10 protein-coding genes and 1 pseudogene are annotated in these 11,705 nt (G+C 66.5%); 6 read left to right on the top strand and 5 right to left on the bottom strand.

The features are described from left to right. Positions 1 to 67 precede the first annotated feature (67 nt). The gene (locus ACNQQL_RS11535; RefSeq protein ID WP_347064196.1) at positions 68 to 1,222 is read left to right on the top strand and encodes a porin; all 1,155 of its coding nucleotides are present in this window, start codon (positions 68 to 70) and stop codon (positions 1,220 to 1,222) included. A 42-nt stretch (positions 1,223 to 1,264) separates the two neighbouring features. On the opposite strand, the gene ACNQQL_RS11530 is transcribed toward ACNQQL_RS11535, so the two are convergent. Next, positions 1,265 to 2,176 (bottom strand): LysR family transcriptional regulator, encoded by a 912-nt coding sequence (locus tag ACNQQL_RS11530; RefSeq protein WP_072439000.1) that lies wholly within the window; start codon positions 2,174 to 2,176, stop codon positions 1,265 to 1,267. 69 nt (positions 2,177 to 2,245) lie between these two features. Between ACNQQL_RS11530 and ACNQQL_RS11525 the strand changes: the two are divergent. Next, positions 2,246 to 2,632, top strand: a pseudogene (locus ACNQQL_RS11525) (aldo/keto reductase); the annotation flags it as partial. An 88-nt stretch (positions 2,633 to 2,720) separates the two neighbouring features. Further along, the gene (locus tag ACNQQL_RS11520; RefSeq protein ID WP_072438998.1) at positions 2,721 to 3,461 is read left to right on the top strand and encodes a sulfite exporter TauE/SafE family protein; all 741 of its coding nucleotides are present in this window, start codon (positions 2,721 to 2,723) and stop codon (positions 3,459 to 3,461) included. Between the two features lie 102 nt (positions 3,462 to 3,563). Here the strand turns inward: ACNQQL_RS11520 and ACNQQL_RS11515 are convergent, their stop codons facing one another. The 3 genes from ACNQQL_RS11515 to ACNQQL_RS11505 all read right to left on the bottom strand — a co-directional run bounded on the left by ACNQQL_RS11515 (position 3,564) and on the right by ACNQQL_RS11505 (position 7,556). Then, complete coding sequence (locus ACNQQL_RS11515; RefSeq protein ID WP_347064195.1) at positions 3,564 to 5,729, bottom strand: hypothetical protein; 2,166 nt, start codon at positions 5,727 to 5,729, stop codon at positions 3,564 to 3,566. 497 nt (positions 5,730 to 6,226) lie between these two features. After that, positions 6,227 to 6,613, bottom strand: coding sequence for an ester cyclase (locus ACNQQL_RS11510; RefSeq protein WP_105392506.1), 387 nt, complete (start codon positions 6,611 to 6,613; stop codon positions 6,227 to 6,229). A 46-nt stretch (positions 6,614 to 6,659) separates the two neighbouring features. Continuing rightward, positions 6,660 to 7,556, bottom strand: a complete 897-nt coding sequence (locus tag ACNQQL_RS11505; protein ID WP_347064194.1) for a LysR substrate-binding domain-containing protein — start codon at positions 7,554 to 7,556, stop codon at positions 6,660 to 6,662. 504 nt (positions 7,557 to 8,060) lie between these two features. On the opposite strand from ACNQQL_RS11505, the gene ACNQQL_RS11500 reads away from it, so the two are divergent. The 3 genes from ACNQQL_RS11500 (at position 8,061) to ACNQQL_RS11490 (ending at position 10,987) form a co-directional block, all read left to right on the top strand. Then, positions 8,061 to 8,909: a peptidoglycan DD-metalloendopeptidase family protein gene (locus ACNQQL_RS11500; RefSeq protein ID WP_347064193.1), complete on the top strand. Its 849-nt coding sequence runs from the start codon at positions 8,061 to 8,063 to the stop codon at positions 8,907 to 8,909. Between the two features lie 210 nt (positions 8,910 to 9,119). Next, positions 9,120 to 10,019, top strand: coding sequence for a class A beta-lactamase (gene bla / locus ACNQQL_RS11495; RefSeq protein WP_072438988.1), 900 nt, complete (start codon positions 9,120 to 9,122; stop codon positions 10,017 to 10,019). Positions 10,020 to 10,114: 95 nt separating this feature from the next. Next, positions 10,115 to 10,987, top strand: a complete 873-nt coding sequence (locus tag ACNQQL_RS11490) for a LysR substrate-binding domain-containing protein (RefSeq protein WP_347064192.1) — start codon at positions 10,115 to 10,117, stop codon at positions 10,985 to 10,987. 46 nt (positions 10,988 to 11,033) lie between these two features. Here ACNQQL_RS11490 and ACNQQL_RS11485 read toward each other — a convergent pair whose 3' ends face one another. Further along, on the bottom strand, positions 11,034 to 11,369 hold the full coding sequence (locus ACNQQL_RS11485; protein ID WP_072438984.1) for a hypothetical protein: 336 nt from the start codon (positions 11,367 to 11,369) through the stop codon (positions 11,034 to 11,036). Between the last annotated feature and the right edge of the window lie 336 nt (positions 11,370 to 11,705).

Here is an 11,705-nt window from a genome sequence, read left to right as displayed (position 1 = left end):
CACACAAAACAGACCAAACATTCGCCGGGCGCTCGGCCCGCCCGGCCCTCGGCTCCGGAGATCCGTCATGAAGAAGCACGTCATTTTTGCCGCCGCGCTCGCTGCCTTCGCCGCGCCGGCCTTTGCCCAGAACAGCGTGACGCTGTACGGCCTGATCGACGAAGGCTTCAATTACACGAACAACGTGAACGTCAATGGGGTCGGAAAGACGAATTACCAGCTCGCGAGCGGTTTCGCGCAGGGCAGCCGCTGGGGCCTGAAGGGCAGCGAGGATCTCGGCGGCGGGCTCAAGGCGATCTTCACGCTGGAAAACGGTTTTGACGTGAACAACGGCCGGCTCAACCAGGGCGGCCGCATGTTCGGCCGCCAGGCGTTCGTCGGGCTGAGCGAGTCGCGCTTCGGCACGCTGACCTTCGGCCGCCAGTACGATTCCGTCGTCGACTATCTGGCGCCGCTGACCGCGAACGGCAACTGGGGCGGCACGCTGCTCTCGCACCCGTTCGACAACGACAACACGGACAACTCGTTCCGCGTCAACAACACGGTCAAGTACGCGAGCCCCGACTGGAACGGCCTGACGTTCGGCGGCACGTACAGCTTCAGCAACAGCACCGGTTTCTCGAACAACCGCCAGTACAGCATCGGTGCGCAGTATTCGCTGGCCGGGCTGCAGGTCGCGGCCGCGTACCTGCAGGCGAACAACCCGGGCGTCGGCAGCGCGGGCGCGATCGCGGCCGACGACGCGAACTTCGTTGCCGATCGCCTGCGCATCTTCGGCGGCGGCGTCAACTACACGTTCGGCCCGGCAACGGTCGGCTTCGTTTACACGAAGACGGACGTGAAGAACCCGGTGTCGACCGTCTACCTGCCGGCCTCGACGTTCGCTGGCCTCGGGCTGACCGCGACGAAGTTCCAGAACTTCGAGATCAACGGCAAGTACCAGCTCACGCCCGATTTCTATCTCGGCGCGCAGTACGTATACACGGACGGCAAGTTCGATGCCGCGGCCGGCACGTTCAAGCCGAAGTACCACACGGTCGGCCTGATGGCCGACTACAGCCTGTCGAAGCGAACCGACGTCTATCTGCAGGGCGCGTGGCAGAAGGTCGGCGGCGACAAGACCGGCACGGCGGCCGACGGCGGCTACGTCGTCGGGACGGACGGGCCGTCGTCGTCGTCGAACCAGTTCGCGGTGCGCGCCGCGATCCGCCACAAGTTCTGAACGGGGGGCGGCCGGGGCCGAGTGCCCCTATGCAGGCCCTTGTCAGCCCGCCTGGCGCGTGCCGCCGAGCGTTTCCGCGAGCCAGTCGACGAAGATCCGCACGCGCGGCGCGAGATGGCGCCCGTGCGGGAACACCACCGACACGGGCAGCGGCTCGGCATGCCATTCCGGCAGCACCTCGACCAGCGAGCCGTCGGCGAAAAGCGGCGCGAGCCCGTCGCGCGGCGCCTGGATCAGCCCGAGGCCGGCGAGACAGCACGCGAGATACGCCTGCGAGCTGTTCACCGACACGATGCTGCGCATCTTCACCGCGTGCAGCTCGCCCGTATCCATGTCTGCATATTCCCAGTCCAGCTCGCGGCCCGTGCGGCTCGAGAAATAGCCGACCGCGACGTGGTCGGGCAGTTCGTCCGGCGATCTCGGCGTGCCGTGGCGCGCGAGATACGCGGGCGACGCGCAGTTGATCTGCGCCATCTCGCCGATCCGCCGCGCGACGAGCGACGTGTCGGACAGCACGCCGACCCGCACCGCGCAGTCGATGCCGTCGGAGACGAGATCGACGAAGCGGTCGGTCGTGCTGATCATGACGCGCAGGTCCGGGTAGCGCGCATGAAAATCCGGCAGTGCCGGAATCACCTGGTTCAGCGCGAAGCGCTCGGGCAGGTCGACGCGGATCACGCCGCGTGGCGACGCGCGGGCGTCCTCGAACAGCGATTCCGCATCGTCGAGATCGACCAGCAACTGCACGCAGCGCTCGTAATAGGTCGCGCCCTCGGCGGTCAGCGCGACGCGCCGCGTCGTGCGCTGCAGCAAGCGGATATTCAGGTGCTTTTCCAGATACTGGACGGCGTTGCTCACCGTCGGGCGCGGCAGTTGCAACTGCTCGGCCGCTTTCGTAAAGCTGCCGAGATGGGCGACGCGCGCGAAGATGCGCATTGCTTGCAGATGGTCCATACGGGGCGGGAGCGTTGGCGGATTGGAACAGGCTCCATTGTTGATCAGCGTCGAATGGTTTGGTGGAGCGTTTCGCGTTTATCGCGCGCCGCGATGCACCGACAATCCGGTCCGTCCACTCACCACTCGAAGGTCGACGCGCTGCGCGCGATCGCCGACGAGAAGGGCAGCAATCCGGCCCGGGGCGCGATCGCGTGAGTGCTGTCGCGCGGCATCGACATCGTGCCGCTGGTCGGCGCGCGCAAGCGCACGCAATTGACGGACGCATTGCACGCGCCTGAGTTGCAACTAACGGTCAATGATCTCTCTCGCATCGAAACGGCGGTTCCCGCCGGGGCGGCTGCCGGCGACCGCTATCCGGCTTCACAGATGGCTCACCTCGACAGCGAGCAGGCGCGAGGGGTGATCCATGGGGCCCGAACGGAGGGCCTGACAGGCCCGCTCGACGGGCCCTAGCCAGCCTCAGGCAAAACCAGATGGCGGGCAGGCTGACGGCGGTTCACCATCGGCGCCGTAATCATCCCAACCGGACGGAACGCCCTCCATGCAAATTCATACGCTGACGATCATCGTGCTGGTTTTCCTGCTGGCCGGCGCGGTGAAGGGAATGATCGGGCTCGGGCTGCCGACGATCGCGATGGGGTTGCTGACGCTCGCGATGCCGCCGTCGGCCGCGGCGAGCCTGCTGCTCGTGCCGTCGTTCATCACCAATGTGTGGCAGTTGTGGCTCGGCCCGTCGTTCGGGCCGTTGCTGCGTCGCCTGTGGCCGCTGCTCGCCGGTCTCGCGATCGGCACGCTGACGGGCGGACTGCCCGCGCTCGCGGCCGGCAGCACGTGGACGCATGCGGCGTTGGGCATGGTGCTGATCGCCTACGGGCTGTGGGGGCTGGCCGCCGCGCGGCTGCCCGCGCCGGGGCGTCACGAAACCTGGCTGTCGGCCGTGGTCGGCTACCTGACGGGCGTCGTGACGGCCGCGACCGGCGTGTTCGTCGTGCCGGCCGTGCCGTACCTGCAGGCGCTGCGGCTGTCGAAGGACGACCTGATCCAGGCGCTCGGGCTGTCGTTTACCGCATCGACGATCGCGCTCGGCTTGCAGTTGCGCGTGACGGGCGCGCTGCAGACGGTCGATCTCGGCGTGTCGGCGCTTGCGCTCGTGCCGGCGCTGGCCGGAATGGCCGGCGGGCAATACGCGCGGCGCGTGATGAGCGAGAAGGCGTTCAGGCGCTGCTTCTTCGTCGGGCTGATTGCGCTCGGTGCGTACATGGCTGCCTCGGGGTGGCTGTAAGCGGGTATCGCCGCGGAGCGTGATGCCCGCCGTCCCGAAACATCCCGAAGCCGGTTTCTGCTGCCGGCTTCGGGAGCTATAACAGGACGGCGGTCGCACCGCTCAGGCCGGATCGGCGTACTTCAGTGTCCAACCGAGCGTGCGGGTCGTGCCCGCGCCGAGCGCAAACGGCTTCGTCGTGCACGCGAAGTTCGAATGCAACTGGCCGATCGGCGTCGTCGACAGCGGATTCGTCGTGCCGTTTGCCGTGTCGAAGGCGGACAGCACACAGTTGTCGAACCCGGATGCCGCATAGCCGGTCGCAGCGCTGTTCGCGTATGCCACCGATACGCCGTCGCCGTTGGCGTGCGTGGACGCGAAATCCGCGAACGACGTGAAGTCCGTCTCGACCGACAGGTTGCCGGCGAGCGTGCCCGAACTCAGCGTGTCGCTGCGCGCGACCGTGCCGTGCGCGAACGTCAGCACCGTATGCACCTGCAGGTCGAGATCGGTCGTGTACGCCGCGTTCTTCGACGCGAGACGGAATTTCGCGGTATCGAACGACACGATCACCTGGCCGTTGGCCTGCTGCACGTTCAGGTTCCTGTAGTACGTGACGGGAATGTAGGTCTTCCCGTTGTACGACACCTGCGGCACCAGCAGCGCATAGCCTAGATCGGTCGTGCCGTAGATCAGCTTGTCGGAGAACGGCACCGGGTAGTACGGCGTGAACGAGTTGTAGTCGGGCGCCTGGCTGAGGTTCAGGTTGATCACGCGCCGGCCGTCGCGCACGGTGAGCAGCGCCGCGCTGTACGGATGCGCGGTGTCGCCGGGCTGGTTGTACCAGGTGAGCGTATAGCGCGGCAGCGCGTCGAGCCACGCGTTGTAGTCCGCATCCGCCATCGGCGCCTTGCCGCCGAAGCCGAGCTTGTTCCACCACGCGTTCACGTACAGGTACTGGTGCAGCAGGCTGAAGTTCTCGCCCATCACGCGCGGCTTGCCGCGATACGTGTCGGTGCCGCGACCCTTGACCCACATGTTCACCGACGGCGTCGGCAGCGACGGGTCGTACCAGTAGGTGTCGAAGCGATGCGCGGCCCGGTAGATGAATGCATACGCGACCTGCTTCTCCTGGTCGGACAGCACACCGGCGTTGGCCGCGGCCGTCAGCACTTCCATGAACGCGGAATCGCCGTACGGGCCGATCGAGCGGCCGTAATTGAAGCCCTGGCCGTCGGTGTTCAGCTGCGGCAGGATCAGGTCGACCGACTTGCGCAGATAACCCTTCAGCTCGGGCGTGAGATTCGCTTCGTTACCCATCTCGAACGTGCGCTCGACCACTTCGCCGATCAGCAGCGTGCTGTAGCGGTCGAAGCGCGCCTGGTCGTAATAGGTGGTGTGCGTGTTCGACGCTTCGTCCGAGAACCCGCCCGACGAATCCTTGCGGATGTGGTTCGCGAGCGTGTACAGCAGCGCGTCGCGCGCGCCCATCGTCGCGACGGACGGATCGGTCGCCGACGCGAATGACGGGCTGCTCCAGCCGAGCTTCTGCCGCAGCCCTGCGATTCCGTAGGACACCGCATAGTAGTTCTGCGCGGTGTTGAGCGACGCGATGTCGATCGGCGTGCCGGCGGCCGGGCACGTACTGGTCTTGCCGCTCGCGTCGGGGCCGAACATGTCGCAGAAGGTGAGCCGCTGCTGCAGCGTCGCGAGCATCGCGTCGCTGAAGACTTCGTTGAGCATCCCGTGCGCCTTCAGGTTGTTCAGCGCGACGAGGTAGTAGTACTCGCCCCACGACGTATTCGCATATGCGTAGTTGCCGCCCGACTGCGCCATCATCGCGGTCGTGATCGACTGGTACGTCGCGAGGTAGCTCGCGTATTGCGGGTCGCCCTTCGACTTCATGTCGATCAGGATGTACGACAGGCCGAGCGCGAGCTTGCCGGGCAGGAATTTGTCGCCGGTGTTCGTATCGAGCACGTGCACCGGCGTGCCGTCGCCGAGATCCATCACGACCTGCGTGAAGTCGGGCGATTTCCGGATCAGGTCGAACAGCGCGCGCATCTGGCCCATCATCGTGACGGGAATGTTCGTGCCGGCCGGCACGCTGGTGTCGGGCGCGCCGTAGACGAGCGCCTGCAGCGAGTTCGCCGCGAGCGCGGGTGTCGAAGACGGGGGCGGCGACGGCGGCGGCGTGTCGGTCACGTCGCTGCCGCCGCACGCGCTGACGAACAGGACGGAAAGGGCGCCGAGCGCGGCGCCGAGCGTGAATCTGCTGCGCGGATGCATTGTGTCTCCAGTTTGAATAGTGATGAAGGACGGGCAGGTATGGCCGTTGCCGCGCTCGACGCCCGTACCTGACCTCCGCCATGCAACCCTGATCCCTGACGACGGATGGCCTGAATCACAACCCGAGCGGGCAAGCGTTCCCCCTGCGCGGGCCGAGGCCGGCGTCGCGCTGATGCATTGGGAAAACGTTTTCCAAATTTAGGCATCGAACGGCGTGATGTCAATGAACTTTGACGCCGGAGGCGCCGGTAGAAACCCGAATAGTGGGAAGAGGGGGTGTGGGGCGAGATCGGGATTACACGGAAATTGCGGGGAATTTTTTCCGAAGACGATTAGGCGCAGTGCGGGATACCGACGCGGAAGCGGCAGGCGGGTGCGCTCTCCAGTGATGCGCGTTTGATCATATTTGAGAGAAAACGTTATCCATAAGGATCGAAGCGAATCAAGCCGGGCATCGGCGCATCGATCACGATCGGTGCCCGGCCGCGCCGGCGCTGCTAAAGCTGGGCCTCGATCGCCGCCTTGTCGATCACCGACCAGACCTGTCGGATCTTGCCGTCGTGGAACTCATAGAACACGTTCTCGGCGAACGTGACCTTCCTGCCGTCGACGGCAAGCCCCATGAACGTCCCTTTCGGCGAACACGCGAAGCGAAGCCGGCTCGCGACGCGCGGCGGCTCGCACGCGAGCAGCCGGATGTCGAAACGGAGATCGGGAATGTCGCGAAAGTCCTGTTCCAGCATCGCGCGGTAACCGGCGAGGCCGAGCGGCCGGTCGTTGTGGATCACGTTGTCGTCGACATACCGGCCGAGTGACGGCCAGTCCTGCCGGTTCAGGCAGTCGATATACGCGCGGTAGCGGGTGGCGAGATCGGTGTCGGTCATGGCCGTGCCTCCGTATGCCGGTGGGGTGGGTCGAATGCGGCGTGCGTCACCGCGGTGCTGTTTCGCAGGACAAAAACGTCACGAATTCTCGCGTGTACTTCGGCAGTGCATCGAACGACCGCGCGCAGAGCGTCAGCTTCCGGTGGCTCCATGGATCGGCCAGTTCGACGAGCCGCACGTCCATCGTCTGCATCGCGCGCTCGGCCGCGTGCCGCGACACGATGCCGATGCCCACGCCGCTCGCGATCACACGGCAGATCGCATCGAAGCTCTTCAACTGCACGCGATAGCGGATCCGCTTGCCGAGCGCGCGCGCCTGGTCGGCCAGATGCACCTGCAGCGCGCTGCCGTCGGTGAGGCCGATGAAATCGGCATCGGCGATCGCGTCGAACGCGACCTTGTCGTGCGACGCGAGCGGATGCGCGGCCGGCACGACGACGATCAGCCAGTCTTCGCGGAACGGTTTCTGTTCGAGCCCGCCGAGCCCGACCGAATCGGCAACGATGCCGATCTCCGCCGTCTTGTTGCGGATCGCATGCACGATCTCCTGGCTCGAACGCTCCTCGACGCTGATCGACAGCTTCGGATGATGCGGCAGGTAATCGGCCAGCGCGTCGGGCAGGTATTCGCTCAGCGACGCCGTGTTGCACAGCAGCCGGATATGGCCGCGCAGCCCCTGACCGTATTGCTGCAGTTCGCCGCGCATGTGGTCGATCTGTTGCAGCACGGTGCGCGCGTGGTGTTCGAGCGCGCGGCCGGCGTCGGTCGCCTGCGCGCCCGATTTCGTCCGGTGCAGCAGCGGCACGCCGAGCTCGTCCTCCATGCCGCGGATGCGCTCGCTCGCGGCCTGCAGCGTGATGTGCGTGCGTTCGGCGCCGCTCGTGATCGTGCCGGCCTCGCAGATGTTCAGGAAGAGCCGCAGGTCGGTCAGGTCGAAGCGCATGATGGGCGGGGAGCGATAGCGTTGGAATGGCCGATAAGTTAGCAGGAACCGCCGTGTCGGTCTCAGGCGCAGCCTGAGACCCGATTCGCCGGTTCCGCATTTTCGGGGCACGATCGATGCCCGATCATGGCCGCATCTCGACAGTGGGGAGCCAGTCATGCAGATCGATTCGTCGTGGGGCGTGTCGTTCAAGATCGCGTTGCATGTGTTGTTCCTGTGCATCGGCATCGCGTGGGCCTGTTCCGAACTCGTCGCATGGCTGCGTTGAGCGCGGCGGCACAATCCTATTGAAATCAATCCGCCATAGTCTCCTGAGACGAAAATTCTTCCGTTTTCACGCGAAAAGACCATCAAGTTTTTCGGGATCGGACCGTATTACCGGTAGCGAATGTCGGCTGGCGTCCCGTTCGTGATCGTTTGTCATCATTGTTTGCATCCGGTTACACGTCGGCCGTTCCGTTTTTGAGATGCTTGAAAGATTGTCAAACCGGAGTCGGATCGTCCATGAAAACGCGCGAGATTTGCCGCAATGCGGCTTGGCTGTCGGGCCTGGCCGCCGTGCTCGTCATGGCCGGTTGTGCAAACACGCAGTCCGTCCCGCCGAGCGACACGCTGGCGGGGCAGCCGTCGCCGTCGAGCCAGCCCGCCGCTGGGCCGTCGGCCGCGACGCCGCCGCCGGCGCCGATTCTCGTCGCGCAAAAGTACGTCGTGAAACGCGGTGACACGCTGACGGGCATCGCGTCCGCGAACGGCTGTAGCGTTGCCGACCTGCGCACCTGGAACAAGCTGGGCGCGAACGGCAAGCTGCGCAAGGGGCAGGTGCTGCGCATCGTCAGGCAGCAGCCGCTGCCGCCGTCGGGCGCGGCCGGCACGCAGGCCGCCGCGCCGGCCGCCGCGAGCGATGCGGTGGCCGGTAACCAGGCCACGGCATCGACGGCGAGCAACCGTCAGGTCGTGAAGGAAACGAAGCGGCATGCGGGCGGCGTCGCGCTCAAATGGCCCGCGAACGGCAAGATCGTCGAAGGGTTCCGGCCGGGGCAGAACCGCGGCATCCAGATCGCCGGCCGGCCGGGCGACCCGGTTCGCGCGGCGGCCGACGGCCGCGTGATGTACGCGGGCACCGGCCTGAACGATTACGGCAGCCTGATCATCGTCCAGCACAACGCGGATTTCCTGACCGCCTATGCGCACAATCGCAAGGTGCTCGTGAAGACGGGCGATATCGTGCGCCAGGGCGACGAGATTGCCGAGATGGGCGATCTCGACAACTCGCGCGTCGCGCTGCTGTTCGAAGTGCGGCGCGATGGCAAGCCGGTGAATCCGATGCCGTACCTGCCTTCTTCGCAAGGATGAAGCCGGGCCGTTCTGCTGGAACGCGACGACGGTCGCTGCTAGGCTAGGGGTTGTTTGCGAATCCCGCGCTTCGCGCGGGGCCGACGGCCGTCTTTCGGGGATGCGCGGCGAATGCCGTCGCGGGCCGGCCGTCGGCGTGAACGGGCGTGCATCGCCGATGCGTGCCCGCGTTGCTTCGTGCCATCGTTTCCGACAGAACACTACTCATCCATGGAACACTCTCCGACACGCCGCTCGCTGTTGCTTGCCGCCGTTGCCGCGCCGTTCGTCGCCGCGTGCACGTCAGCGCCGGTCGCCGACCAGGGGCGCGCCCATGCCGCGCAAGCCGAACTCGCCGCACTCGAGAAAGCGTCGAACGGCCGGCTCGGCGTCGCCGCGCTCGATACGTCGAACGGCGTGCGCATCGCCCACCACGCGCGCGAGCGCTTTCCTCTGTGCGGCACGTATGCGGTCGTCGCCGCCGGCGCGATACTTGCGCGCGGCGCGCTCGACGCGTCGCTGCTGCCGCGCCGCATCCTGTATCGCCGCTACGAAGTCGTGTCGGGTTCGCCGATCACGGAAAGCCATGTCGACACGGGCATGACGATCGCGCAGCTTTGCGAAGCGATGCTGCGCTCGGGCGACAAGGGCGCGGGCAACCTGCTGATGGGCGTGCTCGGCGGCCCGCAGGCCGTCACGTCGTTCGCACACGAGAGCGGCGACACGACGTTTCGCCTCGATCACTGGGAACCCGAACTGAACAAGGCCGTGCCGGATGACGAACGCGACACGTCGACGCCGGTCGCGATGATCGACACGCTGCAGCGGCTGCTGCTCGGCGACACGCTGCGCGAACCGCAGCGCGCGCAACTGACGGAATGGATGGTCGGCGGCGCGCGCGGCGCGACCGGCATCGCGGCGGGCGTGCCGCCCGGCTGGCGCGTCGCGGACAAGGCCGGCACGGGCGGTTACGGCACGACGACCGACGTCGCGGTGCTGTGGCCGCCGTCGCGCGCGCCGCTCGTGATGGCCGTGTCGTTCACGCAGCCGCAGGCCGACGCGGCGGCCCGCGCGGACGTCGTCGCATCGGCGGCGCGCATCGCGGCGGGCGCACTCGCCGCGACGGCCTGAGCGTCGCGCGCCTCGCGCAAAGCCGGCGTTTGGCTTATCGTGTCGGTCAGCGCGCGCCGGCGTCGGCGCGCGGTCCTTCCGTTTCCTGTCTCTTCATGCGCCGACTTCCGCCCCTGCACGCGCTGCAGATCTTCTCGACGGTGGCTCGCCACCGCAGCTTCACGCGCGCGGCCGAGCAGCTATGCATCACGCAGGGCGCGGTGAGCCGGCAGATCCAGACGCTCGAGGCGCATTACGGCTTTCCGCTGTTCAAGCGCCATGCGAAGGGCCTCACGCTGACGGCGGAGGGCGAGCAGCTGCTGCCGGTGGTCAACGAAAGCTTCGCGCGGATCGAGGACATCTCGATGAAGCTCACGCGTCAGCGCACCGATCTCGCGCTGAAGGTGCCGACCTGCGTGATCCGCTGGATGCTGCCGCGCATCATGCGCTTCCAGGGCGAGCATCCCGATCTCCATGTGCAGATCACGACCGCGTGGCAGCACGACGTCGATTTCTCGACCGAGCCGTTCGACGCGGCAATCGTCTACGGCACGTCGCCGGGCGCGGGCGTATTCGCGCTGCCGCTGTTCGACGAACGGCTGACGCCGGTATGCGCACCGGAGTTGCGGCAGGCGTCGCCGCTCGAAGCGGTGGGCGATCTCGCGCGCCATACGCTGCTGCATCCGACCCGCGACCATCGCGACTGGCGCGCATGGCTCGATCATGCGGGCGAGCGCGGCGTCGATCCCGCGCGCGGGCCGACCTTCGACACGCTCGATCTCGCGACCAACGCGGCGATGCAGGGCTTCGGCGTCGCGATCGGCGACGTGACGCTTGTCGACGACGACGTCAGCGCGCGCCGGCTCGAACGGCCGTTCGACATCGTGCTCGAGACCGGCGCACGCTACTTCTTCGTCTATCCCGAGAACATCGGCAACCAGCAGAAGATCCGCGCGTTCAGCGACTGGATCGCGCGCCATCGCGACTGACGCGCGGCCGCGTCGGACCCGCCGCGCGCCGCGCGGGCGGCCGGTGTTACTGGTAGGTCACGACGGCGATCATCGGCGCGAGATTGTTACCCGGACGGTTCGGTAAAACGATTGCGCGCGAGGCCTGAGTAAAGGTCGTGGTCTTGACGGCCTGCATGCTCGCCGCGTCGACGAACGCGATCTGGCCGGTCGCCGGGCGCGGGCAGTCGGCGCGCACGCGAGCGGGCGCGGCGTTGGGCGTATCGAGCGCGAACGAGCAGGGCGGCTCGACGATCATGCCGGAGAAGTGGATGATGCCGGACGCGCCGGCGGCAAAGGACGAGGACGTGGCCAGAAGCGAGGCAGCCAGGGCGAACGAGGCGGCGAACGGGCGATGCTTCATGACAGGCTCCAGAGAGGAAGCGCGTCGCAGCGGGGCCGCTCGGGTGGCAGTCCGTCAACGCCGCGATGCTGACTGCGTAAACGGCAAATCCATCGGACCTCTTGAATGAAAAAACGGAAATAGCGGGAATAAGCAAACAGCGGCGTATTCCTTCAATCAATTTATCTCAAAATTGAGCGGCCGCAAGCCCGGGTAATGCCGGTGTAGTAAACCAGAGGGACGGTTGCCGGCGGACGCCGTTTTTTGCGGGTGAATCGTTGCGGAATCAACGAATCGGTAGTAGCGCGAATCGTCGTTCGCCAAAAGAAAACGGCCGCTCGGGATCACGAGCGGCCG

It is taken from the genome of Burkholderia sp. LFS061 (assembly GCF_047978125.1).
GTDB classification, from domain to species: domain Bacteria; phylum Pseudomonadota; class Gammaproteobacteria; order Burkholderiales; family Burkholderiaceae; genus Burkholderia; species Burkholderia pyrrocinia_C.
Note: the sequence above shows the minus strand (reverse complement) of the source record. Positions and strands in the feature narration are given on the sequence as shown.